At 65.1% G+C, this 20474-nt stretch carries 21 protein-coding genes; 2 read left to right on the top strand and 19 right to left on the bottom strand.

Annotated features, from left to right (window positions below; genetic code table 11):
* Positions 1-13: 13 nt before the first annotated feature.
* The 4 genes from carA to pyrR are packed head-to-tail and all read right to left on the bottom strand — an operon-like array spanning position 14 to position 4019.
* Positions 14-1189 (bottom strand): glutamine-hydrolyzing carbamoyl-phosphate synthase small subunit, encoded by a 1176-nt coding sequence (gene carA / locus HMPREF2990_RS08220; protein WP_141757845.1) that lies wholly within the window; start codon positions 1187-1189, stop codon positions 14-16.
* A 19-nt stretch (positions 1190-1208) separates the two neighbouring features.
* On the bottom strand, positions 1209-2525 hold the full coding sequence (locus HMPREF2990_RS08215) for a dihydroorotase (RefSeq protein ID WP_070763922.1): 1317 nt from the start codon (positions 2523-2525) through the stop codon (positions 1209-1211).
* The gene (locus tag HMPREF2990_RS08210; RefSeq protein WP_070763920.1) at positions 2526-3446 is read right to left on the bottom strand and encodes an aspartate carbamoyltransferase catalytic subunit; all 921 of its coding nucleotides are present in this window, start codon (positions 3444-3446) and stop codon (positions 2526-2528) included.
* Between the two features lie 3 nt (positions 3447-3449).
* Complete coding sequence (pyrR, locus tag HMPREF2990_RS08205) at positions 3450-4019, bottom strand: bifunctional pyr operon transcriptional regulator/uracil phosphoribosyltransferase PyrR (protein ID WP_070763918.1); 570 nt, start codon at positions 4017-4019, stop codon at positions 3450-3452.
* A 162-nt stretch (positions 4020-4181) separates the two neighbouring features.
* On the opposite strand from pyrR, the gene HMPREF2990_RS08200 reads away from it, so the two are divergent.
* Entirely contained in the window at positions 4182-4745 is a 564-nt protein-coding gene (locus HMPREF2990_RS08200; RefSeq protein ID WP_246817494.1) for a type III secretion system chaperone family protein, read from the top strand.
* Positions 4735-5193: a YbjN domain-containing protein gene (locus HMPREF2990_RS08195; protein ID WP_070763916.1), complete on the top strand. Its 459-nt coding sequence runs from the start codon at positions 4735-4737 to the stop codon at positions 5191-5193. The genes HMPREF2990_RS08200 and HMPREF2990_RS08195 overlap by 11 nt, the downstream gene beginning before the upstream one ends.
* Here the strand turns inward: HMPREF2990_RS08195 and HMPREF2990_RS08190 are convergent.
* From HMPREF2990_RS08190 to HMPREF2990_RS08120, 15 genes are all read right to left on the bottom strand, one after another.
* Positions 5190-6032 (bottom strand): PPK2 family polyphosphate kinase, encoded by an 843-nt coding sequence (locus HMPREF2990_RS08190; protein WP_070763914.1) that lies wholly within the window; start codon positions 6030-6032, stop codon positions 5190-5192. The genes HMPREF2990_RS08195 and HMPREF2990_RS08190 overlap by 4 nt on opposite strands.
* Before the next feature lie 21 nt (positions 6033-6053).
* Positions 6054-6617 (bottom strand): transcription antitermination factor NusB, encoded by a 564-nt coding sequence (gene nusB / locus HMPREF2990_RS08185; RefSeq protein WP_070763912.1) that lies wholly within the window; start codon positions 6615-6617, stop codon positions 6054-6056.
* Positions 6617-7180: an elongation factor P gene (efp, locus tag HMPREF2990_RS08180; protein ID WP_070763910.1), complete on the bottom strand. Its 564-nt coding sequence runs from the start codon at positions 7178-7180 to the stop codon at positions 6617-6619. Before efp ends, nusB begins: the two co-directional genes overlap by 1 nt.
* Before the next feature lie 73 nt (positions 7181-7253).
* Positions 7254-8345 (bottom strand): aminopeptidase P family protein, encoded by a 1092-nt coding sequence (locus HMPREF2990_RS08175; RefSeq protein WP_070763908.1) that lies wholly within the window; start codon positions 8343-8345, stop codon positions 7254-7256.
* A gap of 15 nt (positions 8346-8360) precedes the next feature.
* Positions 8361-8798 carry a type II 3-dehydroquinate dehydratase gene (gene aroQ / locus HMPREF2990_RS08170; RefSeq protein ID WP_070763906.1) on the bottom strand — a complete coding sequence of 146 codons (438 nt, stop codon included), beginning with the start codon at positions 8796-8798 and terminating at the stop codon, positions 8361-8363.
* Positions 8799-8844: 46 nt separating this feature from the next.
* On the bottom strand, positions 8845-9897 hold the full coding sequence (gene aroB, locus HMPREF2990_RS08165; protein ID WP_070763904.1) for a 3-dehydroquinate synthase: 1053 nt from the start codon (positions 9895-9897) through the stop codon (positions 8845-8847).
* A gap of 24 nt (positions 9898-9921) precedes the next feature.
* A complete protein-coding gene (locus HMPREF2990_RS08160) occupies positions 9922-10503 on the bottom strand; it encodes a shikimate kinase (RefSeq protein WP_083317079.1) in 582 nt (193 codons plus the stop codon).
* A gap of 2 nt (positions 10504-10505) precedes the next feature.
* Positions 10506-11735 carry a chorismate synthase gene (aroC, locus tag HMPREF2990_RS08155; RefSeq protein WP_070763902.1) on the bottom strand — a complete coding sequence of 410 codons (1230 nt, stop codon included), beginning with the start codon at positions 11733-11735 and terminating at the stop codon, positions 10506-10508.
* A gap of 24 nt (positions 11736-11759) precedes the next feature.
* Positions 11760-12182, bottom strand: a complete 423-nt coding sequence (locus HMPREF2990_RS08150) for a prepilin peptidase (protein WP_070763901.1) — start codon at positions 12180-12182, stop codon at positions 11760-11762.
* Between the two features lie 11 nt (positions 12183-12193).
* Positions 12194-13072, bottom strand: coding sequence for a shikimate dehydrogenase (locus HMPREF2990_RS08145; RefSeq protein WP_070763899.1), 879 nt, complete (start codon positions 13070-13072; stop codon positions 12194-12196).
* A gap of 12 nt (positions 13073-13084) precedes the next feature.
* On the bottom strand, positions 13085-14236 hold the full coding sequence (gene mltG / locus HMPREF2990_RS08140) for an endolytic transglycosylase MltG (RefSeq protein WP_070763898.1): 1152 nt from the start codon (positions 14234-14236) through the stop codon (positions 13085-13087).
* The gene (gene ruvX, locus HMPREF2990_RS08135) at positions 14233-14727 is read right to left on the bottom strand and encodes a Holliday junction resolvase RuvX (RefSeq protein ID WP_038590855.1); all 495 of its coding nucleotides are present in this window, start codon (positions 14725-14727) and stop codon (positions 14233-14235) included. Before ruvX ends, mltG begins: the two co-directional genes overlap by 4 nt.
* Before the next feature lie 138 nt (positions 14728-14865).
* Positions 14866-17535, bottom strand: coding sequence for an alanine--tRNA ligase (alaS, locus tag HMPREF2990_RS08130; protein ID WP_070763896.1), 2670 nt, complete (start codon positions 17533-17535; stop codon positions 14866-14868).
* Between the two features lie 90 nt (positions 17536-17625).
* The gene (locus tag HMPREF2990_RS08125) at positions 17626-19008 is read right to left on the bottom strand and encodes a replication-associated recombination protein A (protein ID WP_070763894.1); all 1383 of its coding nucleotides are present in this window, start codon (positions 19006-19008) and stop codon (positions 17626-17628) included.
* Between the two features lie 61 nt (positions 19009-19069).
* Complete coding sequence (locus HMPREF2990_RS08120; protein WP_070763892.1) at positions 19070-20317, bottom strand: protein kinase family protein; 1248 nt, start codon at positions 20315-20317, stop codon at positions 19070-19072.
* Between the last annotated feature and the right edge of the window lie 157 nt (positions 20318-20474).

Raw genomic sequence — 20474 nt, 5'->3', positions numbered from 1 at the left:
TCGTTCTTCCTGGTTACTTTGCGTTCGGGCTGTGCTCATCCATCAGCGCGATGAACTGGTCGAAGAGCGGGTTCGCGTCGTGCGGGCCGGCGGCGGATTCGGGGTGGAACTGCACCGAGTACGCCATCCCATTTTCCAGCGCCACGCCCTCCACGACGTCGTCGTTAAGGCAGGTATGCGTGATGACGGCCGGGCCGAACTCGGTGTCGAAGGTTTCGCCGGCGCCGACGCCCTCAGGTGCGGCGAGCGCGAAGCCGTGGTTCTGGCTGGTGATGTCGATCTTGGAGGTCAGGTGGTTCTTCACCGGCACGTTGACGCCGCGGTGGCCGAACTTCAGCTTGTACGTGTCAAGCCCGAGCGCGCGGCCGAGGATCTGGTTGCCAAAGCAAATGCCAAATAGCGGCAGCTTCTCCTGGATGACCTTCCGGGTAATCCCAACCATCTCGTCCGCGGTCGCCGGGTCGCCCGGGCCGTTGGAAATGAACACGCCGTCCGGCGAGTACTGCGCAATGTCCTCGAAGGGGGTGTTCGCCGGCACGACGATCGTCTCCACGCCGCGCTGGGCCAGGTGGTTCGGGGTGGCCGTCTTGATACCCATGTCGTAGGCCACGACGGTAAAGCGCTTCTCTCCCACCGCCTCAATGGTGTAGGGCGCATCAGTGCTGACCTGTGCAGAGAGGTCCGCGCCAGCCATGGTCGGCTGCTCGTTGACCTTCGCCACCAAGTCTTGGACATCGCTTTGCGACGCCTCGCCCACGAACAGGCCCGCCGGCGCAGAACCCTCGTTGCGCAGGTGACGGACCACGCTGCGCGTATCAATTCCGGAGATGCCCACGATGCCCTGGGCACGCATCTCCTCTTCCAGCGAGCGCTCAGCGCGCCAGTTCGATACGCGCTTGGAAAGATCACGCACGATCAGGCCAGCGACCCAGATGCGGCCGTCGCGGGACTCGTTGTCCTCGTCGTTCCAGCCGGTGTTGCCGATCTGCGGTGCCGTCATCACCACGATCTGGCGGTGATACGAGGGATCCGTCATGGTCTCCTGGTAGCCGGTCATGCCGGTGGTAAACACCGCTTCCCCGTAGACAGGGTCGATGGCACTGTCGGGCTCGACGGCACCGAAGGCATAGCCGCGGTAAACGTGACCGTCGCCAAGCACGAGGGCCGCAGGGATTCGAGATTCAGTCATGATTGCTTCCTTTGAAAAATTACTTCGTGCTGGTAGTCGTTTCGGTCTCAGTCTCGTCGGCCCGGTAGGTCACTTCGCCGCGCAGCATCGTCAACGCGATGCTGGTGGCAAACTCCGTGCCCTCGTACGGGGTGTTCGACGCCTTGGAGCGCAGCTTCTCGCCCTCGACGGTCCACGCCTTACCCGGGTCGACGAGCACCAGGTTGGCCGGCTCCCCTTCCGCGATCGGGCGGCCCTGGTCTGCAAGGCGCAGGATCTCGGCGGGGCGCTCGCTCATCACCTTCGCCACGAAGCGCCAGTCCGCCAGACCGGACTCCACGAAGACCTGCGCGATGATCGGCAGCGAGGTCTCCAGGCCCAGCATGCCGGGCTTGGCGTGCTCGAACTCCACGCACTTGTCCTCGGAGCCGTGCGGGGCGTGGTCGGTGGCCACCACGTCGATCGTGCCGTCAAGCAGCGCGTCGCGCAGCGCGATCGTGTCGCGCTGCTCGCGCAGCGGCGGGTTGACGCGGTAGACGCCGTCGTAGGTCTCGAGTTTCTCGTCGGTAAGCAGCAGGTGGTGCGGGGTCGCCTCGGCGCTGACGCTGATGCCCTGTTCCTTTGCCCAGCGCAGCAGCTCGACTGTGCCCTCGGTCGAGGCGTGGCAGATGTGCAGGCGGCCGCCGTAGTCGCGGGTCATGATTACGTCGCGGGCGACGACGGATTCCTCCGCCACGCGCGGCCAACCGCCCAAGCCCAGCCGGGCCGCGGTCTCGCCCTCGTGGGCGACCGCGTCCGCGGTCATGCGGTGGTCTTCGGCGTGCTGGGCGAGCAGGACGTCGTAGGCCTTCGCGTATTCGACCGCGCGGCGCATGACCTGCGGGTCGTTGACGCACTTGCCGTCGTCGGAGAACATGCGGACGTGTCCTTGGCTCATCAGCCCGATCTCGCTGAGCTGTGTGCCTTCCAGGTTCTGCGTGATCGCACCGACCGGGTAGACGTCGCACTTGCCGTAGGCCTGGCCCTTTTCCCACACCGCGTCGGCGAGGAAAGGCTGGTCGATCACGGGGCTGGTGTTCGCCATGGTGAACACCGCGGTAAACCCGCCCTTGGCTGCCGCATCGGAGCCGGTGGCAATGGTTTCCGTGTCCTCGCGTCCCGGCTCGCGCAGGTGGACGTGCATATCCACCAGGCCCGGCAGCAACACCTTGCCGCCGGCGTCAATGACCTCGAAGGACTCATCTGTCTCATCGAGGCCGAGGTCTTTACCGATGGCTTGGATCACGCCGCCGTCGATAAGCAGCTGCACCTCGTCCTCACCGTAGGGACGGACGTTTTTGATTACGAGCTTTCCCATTTACTCTTCCTCTCCCACAAGCAGCGTAAACAGCACGGCCATGCGGGTGTAGACGCCATTGGTGACCTGCTGCAGCACCGCGGTGTTGTCGCGCTCCGCAACAGCAAAGTTGATTTCCATCCCGCGCAACATCGGGCCCGGGTGCATGATGATCGCGCCTTCTTTCATCCGGTTGGCGCGCTGCGTGCTCAAGCCGTAGAGGGTGGCGTACTCGCGGTGCGAGGGGAAGAACCCGCCGTGCATGCGCTCGGCCTGCACGCGCAGCATCATCACCACGTCCGCATCCGCAATCTCGGCGTCCAGGTCGTAGGCCACGCGCGCCGGCCAGTGCTCCACCCCAGTGGGCAAAAGCGTCGGCGGAGCCACGAGCACGACTTCCGCGCCCAACAGGTGGAGCAGGTCGACGTTCGAGCGCGCCACGCGCGAGTGCACGATGTCGCCCACGATGACCACCTTGCGCCCGGCGATCTCGCCGATGCGCTGGCGCATGGTCACCGCGTCCAACAAGGCCTGCGTGGGGTGCTGGTGCTTGCCGTCACCTGCGTTAATGATCGAAGTGCCCGGCAGCCACTGCTTCAGCAGCTGCGCCGCACCCGAAGCCGGGTGGCGCACCACGATCGCGTCCGCGCCGACGGCCTCGACCGTCTGCGCCGTATCTTTGAGCGATTCGCCCTTCTTCACCGAGGAACTGGACGCGGAGATATTAATCACGTCTGCGCTCATCCACTTGCCCGCTGTCTCAAACGAGGAGCGGGTGCGGGTGGAGTTCTCGTAGAACAGGGTGAAGATGGTGCGGCCCCGCAGTGTGGGCAGCTTCTTGATCTCGCGGCCGTCTAGGGCCTCCTTGAAGCGGTCGGCCTCGTCCATGATGGCAAGCGCCTCGTCCCGGCTTAGGTCTGCAATATCAATGAGGTGTTTCATCTCTTATGCCTCCCGGTGCAGCGTGACCGCGTCAACGGCGTCGATCGGCGTGAGTGTGACGGTCACGTCCTCGCTCAACGCGGTCGGGATGTTCTTGCCCACATAGTCTGCGCGGATGGGCAGCTGGCGGTGCCCACGGTCAACCAGCACGGCAAGCTGAATCGTCTCTGCCCTCCCGATGTCGCGCAGCGAGTCCAGGGCAGCGCGGATCGTGCGCCCCGAGTACAGCACATCATCGACGAGCACCACCGTCGCCCCATCGAGCGGTGCAGGAATGCTGGTCGGGCGCAGCGCGCGGTGCGGCTTGTCGCGCAAGTCATCGCGGTACAGGGTGACATCGAGGCTACCGACGGGCACGCTCACCCCGGAGAATTCCTCAATAGCTGCCGCGATGCGCTGCGCCAAGGGCACACCCCCGGAGGGAATGCCGAGCAGCTGCACGGGCGCGGTACCATCTTGCGATGCTGTGTCCAGCGCCGTCTTTTCAATTATCTGGTGCGCAATGCGTGCGATCGTGCGCGCGACGTCGTCTGCGCTTAGCAGCTCCACCGTCGTGCGGGTATCTCCACTCATCTCGCCTCCTTCCCCGCCTCACAGTGCGGAATTTAAAGGATGCTTGTGCAAAACCCGCGTACTGCGGGCCGAGTCCCGGTCTGAAAGATTGTTGAGACTGCCCAGCATTTTAGCACTTATGCCTCACTCGCGTGACGAAGCGTGGCAGGTACAGTCGTCTGTGTGAGTAGCAACAACACGACACCCCCACACGCGTCCCAGTCAGCTGCGGACGGGGCCGAGCTTCCGAGCGCCCCGGACGCGGAGACCGTCGCCGAGGTCAACGCCGCAGCGCAGGCTGACTCCAACAACGAGCTCAAGGAGGTGACCCCGGAGGCCGTCGCCGAGATCTTCAGCGCCGAGGGCCTCGAGCACCGCGTCGAGGACGGCACGGTGCGCTCCGGCTTCATCAACGCCGCCATCGTGGTGGCATTCGACAGCGACCACCTCATCTTCGAGTCGCTCTGGCGCGGAAAGATTCCGAAGGACATGGCCTCGCACATCCTGCTCGCCACCAACGAGCACAACCAGACGCACTTCGCGCCCACCCTGCGATTCTTCGAGCAGGGCGAAGACCACCTGGCGATTAGCGCGATCCGCACGCTCGACATCACGCACGGCGCATCCTACAACCAGCTCGGTGCGTTCATCATGAGCTCGATCGACACCACGCTGCAGGCCTTCGACTTCTTGGCCACTTCATTCCCCACCCTCGTCACTTGGGAGGATCCGCACGATGAGCACTAATACAACACAACTGGTCACCATCGACCGCGTCGCGGACGCGCTCGCAGACCTCGACGTCACCGTGCAGACCGACGCCTCCGGCCGCGCCGCGCATGCCAACATCAACGGCTACAACGTGCTGTTCGTCCTGCTGGACTCGGTGCTCATCGCGCGCGCCGACGCCGCAACGGAAACGCCGTCCGATACGCCGGACCCCACCGTGTACCTGGCTGCAAACCAGGTCAACTCCTCTTTCTTGGACGCTCGCGCGCTTGTTGTCAACAAGGCGGACACGCTGATTATCCGCACGGAGTCGGAGAACCAGGTCGCTGCCGGCATGACCGACGAGCAGCTCTCCAGCGCCCTCAAGCGCAGCCTCGACGGACTGATGCGCGGCCAGGACGCGATGCATGCCCTGATTGAGGAAATCACCTCGGCCCGCGAGGCCGCCCAGAAAACGGAGAGCTAAGAGTTCTCTAGCCGCGCAAGCTCCGTCGCCGGGTCAAAGTCGGCGGCGGGCCACTGTGGATCGAGTTGCTTGAGCGCGTCGACAAGCAGCGTCTTGACCACGGTGCGGCAGTACTTCTTGTTGTCGGAGGGGATGCAGTACCAGGGGGCGGTATCTGTCGACGTGCGCGTCAACGCGATCTGATACGCGGCCATGTACTGCGTCCACAACTTCCGGTCATCGATGTCGCCCGGGTTGTACTTCCAGTGCTTCTCCGGGTTCTCGATGCGCTCGCGCAGGTTTTCCGCCTGGAACTCGCGCGAGATATGCGGCATGACCTTGATGATCTTCGTGCCCTGCGCCGCAGCCTTCTCCTCAAAGTCCACGATCGCGCCGTAGCGGCGCTCGATCTCCTCCGGCGGTGCCATCTGCTTGACCCGCTGGACCAGCACGTCCTCGTAGTGGGAGCGGTCGAACACGCTGATTTGGCCAGGCTCCGGCAGGTGCGGGGCGATCCGCCACAGAAAGTCGTGCTCGGCTTCCTCTTCAGTCGGCGCGCCGAAAGCCTTGATGTGCACCCCCTGCAGATCCATCGTCCCGCCGATGACGTGGCGAATGATCCCGCCCTTGCCCGCAGTATCCATCCCCTGGAGCACCAAGAGCACCGAGCCGGTCCCCGGCGTGCCCGCGCGCCCGTTGGCATAGAGCTTCTTCTGCAGCACGCCAAGCTCATCGTCGAACTTTTCGAAGGCCTCCCCCACGTCTTTGACGCCCGGGGTGGCTGCCGGGTCCACATCGTCGATCTGGAAATCCGGGCCGACCTTGAAGGCCTGTGCTTCTTCGATGGAGACCTTTGCCATTGGGTGTGTCCTTGCGGTGTCTTAGGGTTCTTGCGGGCTCATTTCAGTCGGGACAGCGGCCTCGGCCACCGTCTCGGTCACGATTCGCTGCGCGTCATCTGCGCTTTGGGCTGGCTCTGCGTCATCTTCCTCCGCGAAGGGTGCCTCCGGGAGTCCGCGCTGCGCGACCCCGTCGAGCACCACGTTGATGTAGGGCGCAGCCTGCGCGGCGGAATACTCCGCGGCCATTTCCACGCCCTCCTTGATGGAGATTGGCGCGTCGACCGCGTCGTTGAACATGATCTCCCAGGCGCACACGCGCAAGATCTGGCGATCCACCGCTGGCAGGCGGGACAGCTCCCAGTCGTCGACCAAGAAGCGCTCAATCGCGTCATCCAGGTCGTCGAGCTGCTCAGCGGCACCGGCCACGATTTGCTGCGTGTACTCGGCGACGGGCGCGACTGAGTTCTGCGGGTTCTTCGCCAGTTCGACGCGGTCTTCAACAATCGCGACCGGATCAACGTCGCGCGTTTCCGCCTCAAAGAGGATGTCTACCGCGCGACGACGTGCGCGGTAGCGGGCTCCGTGGCGCTTAAAGTCCGCCATTAGTTGCTCACGCGGGAGAGGTACTCACCCGTGCGGGTGTCTACCTTGACCACGTTGCCGGTGTCCAGGAACAGCGGCACCTGGATCTCCGCACCGGTCTCCAGCGTTGCCGGCTTGGTGCCACCGGAGGAACGGTCGCCCTGCAGGCCCGGCTCGGTGTGCTCGATCTTCAGGTCCACCGAGATCGGCAGCTCGGCGAACAGCGCCTCACCATCGTGGAAAGAAACCTGCACGCGCATGTTCTCCAGCAGGAAACGCGCCGCCTCGCCGAACTTGTCGGCCGACAGCTCGAACTGCTCGTAGGTCTTATCGTCCATCACGACGTAGGCGGTGCCGTCGTTGTACAGGTAGGTCATGTCGCGGCGGTCAACGTTCGCGGTCTCTACCTTCACACCAGCGTTCCACGTCTTGTCCACGGTCTTGCCGGTGACGACGTCCTTGAGCTTGGTGCGCACGAATGCAGGGCCCTTGCCCGGCTTGACGTGCTGGAACTCAATGATCTGCTGGAGCTTGCCCTCGTTCTTGAGTACGAGCCCGTTCTTAAAATCGGCGGTAGTTGCCACGTGAAACCTTCCTCTAATCCTTCATGAAAGTGCCGCTGAATACTTCAGCAAAGCGTGTGCAAACACAACAATGCTACAGCACAGTCAGTTCCTTAGGGTACTGCGTGATCACCTTCGGTGCCCCAGAGGTGATGATCAGCGTGTCCTCAATACGCACCCCGCCCTTGCCAGGCACGTAGATACCCGGCTCGATGGTCAGCGTCATCGCTTCGCGCAGCTCGCCCTTGCCCGTCGTCGAGGCGTACGGGGCCTCGTGAACGTCAAGGCCCACGCCGTGACCGGTGGAGTGTACGAAGTACTCGCCGTAGCCTGCCTCTTCGATCACTGTGCGGCAGGCCGCGTCGACGTCGACAAGCTTGGATCCCGCCACCGCGGCGCGCACACCTGCCTGCTGGGACGCCAGGGTGACCTCGTAGATCTCGCGCAGGAACTCATTCGGCTCGCCGATGGCAAAGGTGCGGGTCATATCGGAGTTGAACCCGAGGCGGTGCATGCCAAAGTCGATGGTCACCAGCTCGCCTTCCTGCACGATGCGCTCACTTGCGCCGTGGTGCGGCTTCGCAGAGTTCGGCCCGGAGGCGACGATCGTGTCAAAGCTGGGACGCTCCGCGCCGAGCTTGCGCATGCGGTACTCCAGGTCCGCGGCGACGTCGCGCTCGCTGCGGCCTGCGGCGAGCTCGCCGGCGTCGATAAGCTGCTCGAGCGCCTCGGTGGCGAGCGCTGCGGCCTCCTCCAGGCGGTGCAGCTCGAGGCCGTCCTTGGTCAGGCGGATGTCTTCCACCGCACCGGAGACCGGCACCAACGTGACGTCTTCCGGACACGCTTTCTTCAGCACCTCGAGCTGGCTCACGCTGAGGTAATCCGCCTCGAAGCCCACGCGGTGGCCCTCGACCACCTGCGCCAGCAGCTCCTCGGCCACCTTGCGGGTAATGGTCGCGGGGATGTCGGGCACTTCCTCACCAATCTGAGTGGTGTAGCGCCCGTCCGTGGCGATCTTTGCCGTGCGGTCCTTCGACACCAGCAGCGCGCCGTTGGAGCCGCTAAAACCCGAAAGGTAGCGCACGTGCGTGAGGTGCGTGATCAGCACGTCGTCAATCCGCTTCGCGGCCAGTGCGGAGGCAAGCTTCCGACGCCGCGTTTCAAAACGAGTATCAGCCAGTGACATGTGTTCCTCCAAACCTTAACTTTCGGTCTGTGCAAAGTATTCAAGTGCGAGCAGGTAGCCCTGGGTGCCCAGCCCGGCGACCACGCCCTTAGCAATGGGTGACAGGTACGAGTGGTGCCGGAAAGACTCGCGGGCGTGCACGTTGGAAATGTGAAGCTCGATGAAACCGTGGTGGTCGGTCAGTTCCACCAAGGCGTCGCGCAACGCCACCGAGGTGTGCGTCCAGCCGCCGGGGTTGATAATGACGGGCAGGCCCGCCTCTGCCGCCTCGTGGACCCACTCGAGCATCTCGCCCTCGTGGTTGGTCTGGCGCAGCTCAACCTCCACGTCGAGCTCCTCCGCGCGCGCCTGAAGCTGGCGCTCCACGTCTTCGAGCGTTGCGTGCCCATAGATCTCCGGCTGACGCTTGCCCAGCCGGTTCAAGTTGGGTCCGTTGAGCACCAAAATCTTCATCGCTTTTACGTCCCTTCCTAGAAGCCTTGCCCTGTGTGTGAGCGCGCTACTCCGCAATCGCGTCGTAGGCCGCGCGCATTTCCTCGACCGTTGCGTCCTCCAGACGGGTACACGAGCCGAGCTTGTTCAGCACCACGAAGCGGATCTGTCCGTCGCGGTTCTTCTTATCGTGCGTCATCGCCTCGTACAGCTCGTCGAAAGCGCCCGCCTCGTAGGTGGTTGGGAGGCCGACTGCGGTGAGCACTTCGTGGTGGAGAGCGAGCAGGGAGTCGTCGATAAGCCCGCGATTGTGCGCCAAGTGCGCGGCGAACATCATGCCCACACCCACCGCATTGCCGTGGCGCCAGGTGTAGTTCTCGCGGCGCTCAATCGCGTGGCCGAGCGTATGCCCGTAGTTGAGGATCTCGCGCAGGCCCGACTCTTTGAGATCGCGGCTGACCACAGCGGCCTTGACCGCCACGGAGCGCTCGACCAACTCCGCCCAGTGCGCGTCCGCGCCGGCGCGGTACAGCTTCAAGATCTTCGGGTCGGCGATAAAACCGGTCTTGACCAGCTCAGCGGAGCCCGAAACAATCTCCTCCTGCGGCAGGGTGTAAATGCGCTCGAGGTCGATGAACACCGAATCCGGTTCGTGGAACGCGCCGACGAGGTTCTTACCCACCGAGGTGTTGATGCCCGTCTTGCCACCGACCGCGGCATCCACCATGGCCAAAAGCGTGGTCGGCACCTGGATGACTTTGATGCCACGCATCCACGTCGCGGCGATGAACCCGGCGATGTCTGTGGCCGCGCCGCCGCCCAGACCGATGATCACATCCTGGCGGGAGAAGCCGTGCTCGCCGACCAGATCCCAGAGCCCGCTTGCGGTCTCCAGCGACTTGCCTGCCTCCGCGTCCGGGATCGGTGCCAGCACTGCGGCAAGGCCTTCGCCCTCAAGGTCTTGCGCGATGGAACGCGCTACCGCCTGCAGCGGCCCTTGGTGCACGATCGCTGCCTTGCGCGCGCCGATTTCTTTCACCCGCGCCGCAACGTCGCGAATGGTGTCGTACCCGATGTGGATGGTGTACGGGTCTGCTCCAGTTACCTGCACTGTGGCCATGGTTGCTCCTTGGGTGGGTAAAAACTATTCCTCGGTTGATTCGATGATGCTGAGCACCTCGGCCACCACACGCTGCGGCGGCCGGGAATCCGTCCGCACCCGGTAGTTCGCAACCTCGCGGTAGAAAGGCTCGCGCGTGGCCAGCAGGTCGCGGTAGTGCTGCGCCGGGTCATCGGCTTGCAGCACCGGGCGCGACGTCGAGCCCGCGGTACGGCGGATGCCCTCCTCCGCAGTCACATCGATCCACACCACGGTGTGGCGCTGCAACAGCTGACGCGTCGACGGGGTGAGCACGGCCCCGCCGCCGAGGCTGACAACCCCGCCGGTAGCCAGCGCCTGGGCCACGCACCCGGCTTCCAGCTCGCGGAATCGCTCCTCCCCGAGCTCGCTGAAAATCTCGCCGCAGGCCTTGCCATGCGCCTGCTCGATCAGCAGGTCACTATCCACGATCGGCAAGTTCAGCGCGCTGGCAATGCGCCTGCCAATGGTGGACTTGCCAGCACCCGGCGGGCCGACAAGTACGACGCGCGGCGCCGATGCGACGACCGCTGAATTCGCTTGCGCCTCCTCCGGCACCGTGGTCACGCCCTGATCTGTGTGCGTCATCGCTACTGCCCTTCTTCCGCCCCGTCTTGCTCGAAAGCTAATCGACGCTCGACTGCTTCCTTGTACGCCTCGACGTTACGCTTTGTCTCCTCCAGGCTATCGCCGCCGAACTTCTCCAACACCGCGCGGGCGAGCACGAGCGCCACCATCGCCTCGGCCACAACGCCGCCGGCAGGCACCGCGCACACGTCCGAGCGCTGGTGGATGCCCGTCGCCGGCTCACCGCTACGCATGTCCACGGTCTTCAGCGCGCGCGGCACGGTGGAAATCGGTTTCAGGGCCGCACGGACGCGCAGCTGCTCGCCGTTGGTCATGCCGCCCTCCAGGCCACCAGCGCGGTTGGTCAGGCGGTGCACACCCGTCTCGTCGCGCACCATCTCGTCGTGCGCGGCCGAGCCGCGCCTGCGCGCCTCTTCGAAACCGTCGCCGATCTCCACGCCCTTCACCGACTGGATGCCCATCAACGCGGCGGCCAGCTGGGCGTCCAGGCGGTGCTCGCCAGAGATGTGCGAGCCCAGCCCGATCGGCAGTCCGTCGACAATGACCTCGACGACGCCGCCGAGCGTGTCGCCGGACTTCTTCGCATCCTCGATGCACGAGATCATCGAGGCCTCCGCCTCCGAATCGAAGGCGCGGACCGGCGAGGCGTCAATGGCCTCAATGTCTGCAAAGGTGGGAAGGTCTCCCCCGGCAGGCTCCGACTCCCCGATCGAGATCACGTGCGAAAAGACCTCCACCCCGAGCGTCTCGCGCAGGAAGGAACGCGCCACGGCGGCAGCCGCGACCCTTGCCGCTGTCTCGCGGGCTGAAGAGCGTTCGAGCACCGGGCGTGCCGAGTCGAAACCGTACTTGAGCATGCCCGCGAAATCCGCATGGCCAGGCCGCGGGCGGGTCAGCTTCGCGCCGCGCCCAGAGGACATGGCCTTCGCCACCTCCGGGTCGTCCATATCCAACGGGTGCGGCGACATGATCGTGGTCCACTTCGGCCACTCCGAGTTCCCAATCTGGATGGCGATTGGGCTGCCCAGCGTGCGGCCGTGCAGGATGCCGGTGAGCAGCGTGAGCGCGTCGGCCTCAAACTTCATGCGCGCTCCGCGGCCGTACCCCAGCCGACGACGCGCGAGGTGGTGAGCGATCTCCTCTTCGGTGATCGGCACACCTGCGGGCATGTTCTCAATCAGCGCGATGAGCGCCTGTCCATGGGATTCCCCAGCGGTTGTCCAACGAAGCATGCACGCATTGTCTCACACGCTGGCTCAAACTGAGCCGTTTAGCCCAACAAACGTTCCCACCGCCCAGGCTGCACCCAGCATTTGCGGCCCGTGCGCGAGTTTGGGCAGGCGCAGTGCGAGCCCAAGCACCACTGTCGCAGCTCCGGAAAGCGCCACCGCAGCGAGTACTGCGCCGAGCCCGCCGAGCGCCATGAGCACAACCCCTAAAGTGACCGCGAGCTTGACGTCGCCGCCGCCTATCCCCCTCCCCGCCACGAAATACAGTGCTGGCCACACCAGCCCCCACGCCAGTACCGGCGCGGTTATGCAAACGAGCAGGCACGCAAGCGCGGGCGGCACCGTCAGTGGATTCGGTAGCCTTCGCCACCGCAGATCGTATAGACACAGCGCCGCGCTCCAAACGGCAAAGGTGCACAACGCGAAGATGCAAAGTCCCCCATTTCCCATGGGGACAAAGCCTAGTGGCTGTCTTGGTCCCTGTCCCGTGCACTCTCTGCGTGCGAAGCCTCCCAGTGCGCAAACAGCGCCTCCCGCATCGCTGTGCGCGGGGCGGCGACTCCGGTGAACTGTTCGAATTGCGAGTAGGACTGTCCGGCCAGCATGGTCAGCCCGCCGACGGTGGGGTACCCATTCGCGGAGGCGCGCACCGCCAACGGGGTCGGCCACGGGTCATAGATCACATCCAGCACCGGCGCATGCCCCAGCTGTGGCGCATAAGGCTCCACGCCAGCGGCGGGCACGGTTGAGACGATCACGTCCGCCCATGCTGAGAGCTCAAAAAGGTCCGCGGAGTAATCGACAAAGCGGGTCTCTACCCCACTGACCAGCTCGGCCACCTCAGCGGAGCGGTCTGAGCGGTTGACCACCACAATCTCGCTTACCCCCTGCTGCTGCAGCGCCCACAGCGCGGGGCGGGCCGTCCCACCAGCGCCGATAACTAGGGCACGCGTGGGCGGTTCGTCGCCAAGCAGCGCCTTCAGCGCGGTGTGGATTCCCTCGCAGTCGGTGTTGTCCGCACGCCAGCCCTCGCTGGTGCGCACGAGCGTGTTAGCCGAGCCGATCGCGCGGGCGCGCTGCGTGACCTCGGTGGCGAACTCCAGTGCCGCGAACTTCGCGGGCATGGTGACGGAAAAGCCGCGGTACTCCGGCGCAGCCTCGCCGACGATGGACGGCAAATCCTCGGCGGCGCACTCAATCCGCTCGTAGACCCAATCGTCCAGTCCCGCCGCCTTATATCCTGCGTGGTGCAACACCGGCGAGAGCGAGTGCGCGATTGGCGAGCCCAGCACCGCCGCACGATGGCGCACGGTACGCGGCACTCCTGTTTCCTTCTCCATCAGCAACTCCCCCTAGCGACGCGAATCCAGCACGCCGGAGTCGATGGCGCGGCGGGTGTCTTCCTGGTGCTGCTCGAAGGTGTCGTTGAACACCGTCGTGCCGTCCTTATCCACAGTGACGAAGAACAGCCAGTTACCCTCGGCCGGGTGCTCCATCGCATCGATGGCCTCCACCGACGGCGAGGCGATCGGCGTCTGCGGCAGCCCGTCCATCGCGTACGTGTTCCACGGGGTGACCCGCTCACGGTCCTCGTCGGTGGTCGCGACCTCGACCTGCTCCAGCCCGTAGTTCACCGTCGAGTCGAACTCCAGGCGCATCGGCTTGTCCAGGCGGTTGAGGATCACTCGTGCCACCTTGTCGAACTCGCCGGCCGGAGCCTCTCGCTCGACCAGGGAGGCAGCGACGACGAGCTCGTAGGGGCTCAGCCCCACCTTCTCGGAGCGCGCCTCGATATCGGTGGACTCGTACACCTTGGTCGAGCGGGTCACCAGGTCAGTGAGGATCTGCTCCGCGGTCGCGCCCGGGTCAATGATGTACTCGCCCGGCACGATCAGGCCCTCGAGGCGCTTCGCGTCGCCCTTGCGGCCGTCGACCACTTCGCGGGCCCACTCGGGCACCCCGAGGCTTGCCGCGTCCGCCTCAGCGGCGACGTGCTGCAGGCGCTCGACGTCCACGCAATCGTGCGTGGCGTTCCCACCGCAGGTCACGTCCTGGATCATGGTCAGGATGCCGTGGCGGGTCTGGCCGCCGACGACCTGGATGTCCATCAGCGTCGCGCCGCCGTACACCTGCAGGGGCGTGACCTTGTTGTTCGGGTCCAGCAGCGCGGACACGGCGCTCTTCGCGCTCATCTCGCCTTCCAGGCGGTAGAAGCCCGGCTGGATATTGTCGGAGTCCGGATCGGCCGCGGCCGCAGACTGGAAGGCCTTGTTGGAAGCGACGATCCCGCGCTCCTCCAGCTCTGGGCCAAGCGCGGAGATATTCGAGCCCTCGGGGATCTCCACAACTTCCTCTTCGCCGTTGCCGCTTCCACGGAAATCATTACCGGCGCCGTTCTGGTGCGCCACCGCGATCCAGGCGATTAGGCCGATGATGAGCAAAATCGAGGCAACGAGCACTGCCACGCCACGGGTGCGCCGGCGGCCATTCTGTCGGGATGTCACGATTCATTCTCCTTTAGATAGTTCTGCCGGCCATCCAGCCACGACTGCAAAATCTCTACTGCAGCGGCCTGATCGATCACGTCGCGTTGCGCTTTCTCGCTGCGCCCCGAGGCCCGCATCGCGTGTGTAGCAGCCACCGTGGTCAGCCGCTCGTCGGCCATGCGCACCGGCAAACCGGTGCGCCTGTTGATCCGAAACGCGATCTCCTTGGCATGCTTCACGCTGCGCGAGCCGTTGCCCTGCAAGTCCCGCGGCAGCCCAACGACCACCTCGACCACCTGGTACTGCTCGGTCAGCTCCACCAGGCGGTCAATGTCCGCCCCGTCGCGGTCTTTGAAACCGGTGACGCGCTTGACAGTCTCCACCGGCATCGCCAGCTTCGCATCCCGATCAGAGGACGCGACCCCGATGCGCACGGTGCCCACGTCAACGCCAAGGCGCCGCCCCGGACCCGGGTCGTCCACCCCTGGGGTGTCAGGCTCAACCTTCAAAAGTTTCTCCGATCTGCTCGGCTCGCCGGGGCTTGCCGCTTCTCGACGCTCGCGTTCACAGCTAAAATACCGGTTCCATACAAAAAGGCCGGGGCACGCGCACGGCGTGTCCCTTGACCATTTTGTTATATTCCCACCTTAGCGGTTGGCCAGTTCCTCTCGCAGCGCCTGCAGACCGGCGTTGATACCCTCCGGCTTCGACCCAGAGCCCTGCGCAAGATCCGGCTTGCCGCCACCCCTGCCATCGATGTAGCCGCCGACGAGCTTGACCAGGTCACCGGACTTCACGCCGCGGGCGACGGCCTCCTTGTTCGCCGCGACCGCGAACGGCACCTTCGCGCCGTCCTTGGAGGCAAGCGCGATCACGGCTGGCTCAGCACCGAATTTGGCGCGCACATCCTGCGCGATGGTGCGGATGTCGCCGCCGGACACGCCGTCGGGAAGCTGCACTGCGACAAGCTTGAACTCGCCGCAGCTCTCAGCCTTGTCGGCCAGGCCGGAGGTCTGCGAGAGCAGCTGCTGGCGGTGCAGCGCCTCGATCTCCTTCTCGGCCGCGCGCAGACGCTCGGTGAGCTGGGCGATACGCTCCGGCAGCTGCTCGGTCGGCGTCTTCAGCTCGGCCGCAAGTCCCGAGGCCAGCGCAGCTTCCTTGGAGAAGTAGTCGAAGGAGTGCATGCCGGAGTAAGCCTCGATACGGCGGGCACCGGAGCCGACGGAGGACTCGCCGAGTACGGCCACCGGGCCGATCTGCGAGGAGTGTTCCACGTGCGTGCCGCCGCACAGCTCGATGGAGAACGGCCCGCCGATTTCGACGACGCGGACCTGGTTGCCGTAGTTCTCGCCGAACAGCGCCATCGCGCCCATCTCCTTCGCCTTGTCCAGGGAAGTCTCGATGGTGTTGACCGCGAAGTCCGCGTCGACCGCCTGGTTGGTAATCGTCGCGATCTCTTTCAGCTGCGCGTCAGTGAGCTGCTCGGTGTAGTTGAAGTCGAAGCGCAGGTAGCCCGGCTTGTTCAGCGAGCCCGCCTGCACGGCGGTCGGGCCTAGCACCTGGCGCAGCGCGGCGTGGATCAGGTGCGTCGCGGTGTGCGCCTGGCGGGCACCGTGGCGCCACGCGCCATCCACCTCGGTGGTCACGGTCTGGCCGAGGTCCAGCCCGCCCTGCGCCACGGTCGCCTTGTGCACCCAGAGCTTCTTGCCCACCTTCTGCACGTCGTTGACGTTGAGGATCGTGTCGCCGACCACGATGCGGCCGCGGTCGGCCATCTGGCCGCCGGCCTCGGCGTACATCGGGGTGACGTCCAGGATCACCTCAACCTCATCCCCAGCCTGTGCCTCGGTGACCTTTTTGCCGCCGCTGACCAGGCCGAGGACTGTACCCTCGTGCTGGAGCTGGTCGTAGCCGACGAACTCGGTCGGGTGCGCATCCACCCACTCGCGGTAGAGGGACTCATCGACGTTGCCCTGCTTCTTTGCCTTGTTATCGGCCTTCGCGCGTGCGCGCTGCTCCTGCATCGCCGCGTCGAAGGCGTCCATGTCCACGTCGAGGCCTGCCTCGCGGGCTATCTCCAGGGTCAAATCGATGGGGAAACCGTAGGTGTCGTGCAGCTCGAAGGCCTGCTCGCCCGGCAGCACCTTGGCCCCGGATTCGCGCAGCGCAGCCGCCGCCTCGTCGAAACGAGTCGTACCGGAGGCCAGCGTCTTCAAGAAGGCACGCTCCTCGGCTTTCGCCACGCGCAGGATGCGCTCGCGGTTGTCCGCGATCTCGGGGAAGGACGGAGTCATCGTGTCCATGATGGTGTTCATGAAGACCTCGAGCACGTTGCCCTCGGCACCGAGGAGGCGCGCAGAGCGCACGATGCGTCGCAGCAGGCGGCGCAGGATGTAGCCGCGGCCCTCGTTCGACGGGGTCACGCCGTCGAGAATGATCATCATGCCGGTGCGCGAGTGGTCCGCGATCACGCGGAAGCGCACATCGTCTTCGTCGTTGCCGGCATCGTACTTCGTACCGGTCAGGCGCACTGCTTCGTCGATAACGGGGCGCAGCAGGTCCGTCTCGTAGACATTGTCCACGCCCTGCAGCAGGCAGGCCACGCGCTCGATGCCAAGGCCGGTATCAATGTTCTTCTTCGGCAGCTCGCCGAGCAGCTCGAATCCGCCCTTCTTGTCGCCCTCGCCGCGGATGGACTCCATGAACACGAGGTTCCAGATCTCCATGTAGCGGTTGTCATCTACAGCAGGACCGCCTTCCTTGCCGTAGTCGGGGCCGCGGTCGTAGTAGATCTCCGAGCAGGGACCGCAGGGGCCGGGCACGCCCATGGACCAGAAGTTATCCTCCATGCCCATCCGCTGAATACGCTCGGCGGGCACGCCGACCTTGTCGCGCCAGATCTCGAAGGCCTCGTCGTCGTCCAAGTAGACGGTTACCCACAACCGCTCCGGGTCAAGGCCAAAGCCGCCGTCGGCGACGGCGCTGGTCAGAAGCTCCCAGGCGTGCGTAATGGCGCCTTCCTTGAAGTACTGGCCGAAGGAGAAGTTGCCCGCCATCTGGAAGAAGGTGTTGTGGCGCGTAGTGATACCCACCTCCTCGATGTCCAGGGTGCGCACGCACTTCTGGATAGAGGTGGCCAGGCCGTTTGCAAACGGCGGGTTCTGCTGGCCCAAGAAATATGGCTTGAACGGCACCATGCCCGCGTTGACAAACAACAGCTGCGGGTCATCCAAGATCAACGACGCGCTTGGCACGGAGGTGTGCCCCGCCTTCACGAAGTGGTTGGTAAACCGCTCTCGGATCTCATGAGTCTGCACGAGGTGGTGTCCTTTCAAAGCTTGCAAAATTGTCCCGGACTACTCTACCCCTGAGGTATGCGGGAGACGCAGTGCGCGTCGATAAGCGCGCTAGCCCTTGCCGCGCAGAATGCCTCGCAGACGGCCGAGAAAATCCTTGATCCGCTTCTCCGCGCCGTGATCTGTGGGCTCGTAGTACTCCGTGCCCACCAGCTCATCCGGCAAATACTGCTGGGCGAGCACGCCGCGCGGATCGTCGTGCGGGTACTGATAGCCCACCGCGTTGCCCATCGCCTTGGCCCCCTCGTAGTGGCCGTCGCGCAAATGCGGCGGCACGGCACCGATCTTGCCCTGGGCGACGTCCGCCTGGGCCTTCGAGATCGACTGAATCACCGACGGCGACTTCGGTGCGGTGGCGAGGTGGATGGTGGCCTGCGCAAGCGGGAGGCGGCCCTCCGGCATGCCGATAAGCTGGACCGCGTTCGCCGCCGCGGTGGCGATCTGCAGCGCGGAAGGGTCCGCCATCCCAATGTCCTCGGAGGCGTGGATGACCAGGCGGCGGGCAATAAAGCGGGGGTCTTCGCCGGCCTCGATCATGCGCGCCAGGTAGTGCAGTGCCGCGTCCACGTCCGAGCCGCGGATGGACTTGATAAACGCGGAGATCACGTCGTAGTGCTGGTCCCCGTCACGGTCGTAGCGCACCACCGCGCGGTTGACGTTCTCGCGCAGCGTATCGACGGTGATCCGCCCGCCCTGCGGCACAGCCTCGGCTGCGGCTTCGAGGTAAGTCAGTGCGCGGCGCGCGTCGCCGCCGGCGAGCGTGACCAGCTGCTCGCGGGCTTCCTCGTCAAGTTCGACGGTGCCGGCGAGACCGCGCTCGGCCGTCACCGCGTTGTCGATGACCTTGGTCAGCTCTTCCCGCGACAGCGACTCCAGCTTGAGCAACAGCGAGCGCGACAACAGCGGGGCCACCACGCTAAACGACGGGTTCTCCGTCGTCGCCGCAACCAGCAGCACCGTGCGATTTTCCACCGCGGCAAGCAGTGCGTCCTGCTGTGTTTTGGAGAAGCGGTGTACCTCGTCGATAAACAGCACTGTCTTCTCGCCGCGGATGAGGTCGCGCCGCGCCTGGTCAATGACCTGGCGGACCTCTTTGACCCCGGAGGACAGCGCGGAAAGCCCGACGAAGTTCTGCTCCATCGTCTGCGCAATCAGCGACGCGATCGTGGTCTTGCCCGTCCCCGGCGGGCCGTAGAGGATCACGGATGCCGCCCCCGAGCCTTCAACCAGCCTGCGCAGCGGTTTGCCCTCTGACAGCAGGTGGGTCTGGCCCGCGATCTCGTCCAAGCTCCGCGGTCGCATCCGCGCGGCCAGCGGTGCCGTCGCTCCAGCGTGGAAGAAGCTTGCGCCGCGACGCCCCGCGCCCGGTGTTTCTGCCTCGTCCCCGCCGAGACCACCGCCGAGACCACCGCCGAAAAGGTCTTCCTGCGCCACGTTTTCGCACCTCCTCCTTTGTCGAAGCGCCCTGCCTGAAAGCGCTTGAGTTTTCGCAGCGCTACTTAAAGCGCGCCGCTACGGTACGCGCAAACTCCGCGATGACTAGGTAGGCAGTGTCCCGGCCCGTGCCTGCATAGGCTGCGAGCGCGTCAAAGGTCTCCTCAAAGTCGCGGCGCACAAGCTCCTCCTCGTGGGTAAACGGCCCCTGGCTCTGCGGACGCAGGATGCCCGGACCAGCGCCCTGCGGTGTAGACGACGACTGGCCATCGGCTAGCTGATCAGTGACGTCGATACCCGCTGCAGCAAGCTCCTCGGCCAGTGCTTCGTCGCGTGCGGCCAGCTCCTCTAGGGAGAACTGTCCCATGACTGACAGGCTCGACAGGGCCCAGCTGACCATCGCCCCGGTGATACGGGCCTGCAGGGTGTCCTCGTGCTGGAAGGCGGGCCAGGTGTCGCGGATCTCGTGCAGCCACGCGTCAATAAACGCGTCGACGGCCTCCTCGTTGTAGTCCCACTCGGAGACGTACAGGGGAAAACCCGCGACCACGAACGCCACGTCGAAGGAGACGTCCCGAAAACCCGCCCACTCGTAGTCCAAAAACTGCGTGCGGTCGGCGTAGATGATGTTGTCCGGCGACAAGTCGAAGGGAGTAAACGCCCGCGAACCGCCCTTGAACAGGCGCGACTGCACGTTCGTCGCGGTAATCGCCACCTCGTCCGGCACGTCGATGCCGCTTGCCTCTAGCATCTCTAAGCCGAAGCGGATCCGGTGCGCCAGGAGACGCTCCCGCAGGCGCTGAATGGTCTCCGCCCCGGAACGGCTATTCGCCGCTCGGGCAAAAAGTACGTCGAAGGCGTGCTCGCGGCCCGCCGACCCGGCGTGCATCCGCCCGAGCGCCGTGCCCAAGTTGCGCAGGATCTGTACGTGGCTCTCCGCATCCGCGTGATCCAACAGCGTGGCGAGCGTGTCCCCCTCGCCGGAATCGCTGATGATCATGATGCGCTGATCCACGTCGTAGCCAAGCAGCACCGGGCCCGGCCGGGCTTCTTCGCTTAACGACGTAGTGAACTGGTAGGCCACCACCTCACGCAAGAAGGCCGCGTCCTCGACCGCATTACCCGTCTCCGGGGAGTACTTCACCACCACAGTCCGGTGCTGCAGGAAAGGGTTGGTGGCCACTCGGGCACGGAGGACGTGGGCGAAGCCGGAGCCGCTCAGCGGATCCACCCCGCTCAGCTTCTGCGCACCCCCGTAGCGGCGGGTGAGGATTTCCTCCGCCTGGGCGATAATCGTCTCCTGGTCCAACCGAACCCCTCCTTGTGGGTTTCGTCCTTTTTGGGTCACGCGTGCTGCCGATACGCTTTAAGTCTGACACACTGCGCCATGTGGCGGCATGCTGTCGCATGCGTCAGCCCCGAGGCGACGCTGAGACGCGAGACCCCGGGGCCGAAAGATGACGCGG

This window comes from Corynebacterium sp. HMSC071B10, from assembly GCF_001814825.1.
Lineage (GTDB): Bacteria > Actinomycetota > Actinomycetes > Mycobacteriales > Mycobacteriaceae > Corynebacterium.
This window is presented reverse-complemented; position numbering and strand designations above follow the sequence as displayed.

Coding starts and splice junctions, on each gene's coding strand:
- carA (WP_141757845.1), bottom strand. CDS start 1,189: ATGACTGAATCTCGAATCCCTGCGGCCCTCGTGCTTGGCGACGGTCAC.
- HMPREF2990_RS08215 (WP_070763922.1), bottom strand. CDS start 2,525: ATGGGAAAGCTCGTAATCAAAAACGTCCGTCCCTACGGTGAGGACGAG.
- HMPREF2990_RS08210 (WP_070763920.1), bottom strand. CDS start 3,446: ATGAAACACCTCATTGATATTGCAGACCTAAGCCGGGACGAGGCGCTT.
- pyrR (WP_070763918.1), bottom strand. CDS start 4,019: ATGAGTGGAGATACCCGCACGACGGTGGAGCTGCTAAGCGCAGACGAC.
- HMPREF2990_RS08195 (WP_070763916.1), top strand. CDS start 4,735: ATGAGCACTAATACAACACAACTGGTCACCATCGACCGCGTCGCGGAC.
- HMPREF2990_RS08190 (WP_070763914.1), bottom strand. CDS start 6,032: ATGGCAAAGGTCTCCATCGAAGAAGCACAGGCCTTCAAGGTCGGCCCG.
- nusB (WP_070763912.1), bottom strand. CDS start 6,617: ATGGCGGACTTTAAGCGCCACGGAGCCCGCTACCGCGCACGTCGTCGC.
- HMPREF2990_RS08175 (WP_070763908.1), bottom strand. CDS start 8,345: ATGTCACTGGCTGATACTCGTTTTGAAACGCGGCGTCGGAAGCTTGCC.
- aroQ (WP_070763906.1), bottom strand. CDS start 8,798: ATGAAGATTTTGGTGCTCAACGGACCCAACTTGAACCGGCTGGGCAAG.
- aroB (WP_070763904.1), bottom strand. CDS start 9,897: ATGGCCACAGTGCAGGTAACTGGAGCAGACCCGTACACCATCCACATC.
- HMPREF2990_RS08160 (WP_083317079.1), bottom strand. CDS start 10,503: ATGACGCACACAGATCAGGGCGTGACCACGGTGCCGGAGGAGGCGCAA.
- aroC (WP_070763902.1), bottom strand. CDS start 11,735: ATGCTTCGTTGGACAACCGCTGGGGAATCCCATGGACAGGCGCTCATC.
- HMPREF2990_RS08150 (WP_070763901.1), bottom strand. CDS start 12,182: ATGGGAAATGGGGGACTTTGCATCTTCGCGTTGTGCACCTTTGCCGTT.
- HMPREF2990_RS08145 (WP_070763899.1), bottom strand. CDS start 13,072: ATGGAGAAGGAAACAGGAGTGCCGCGTACCGTGCGCCATCGTGCGGCG.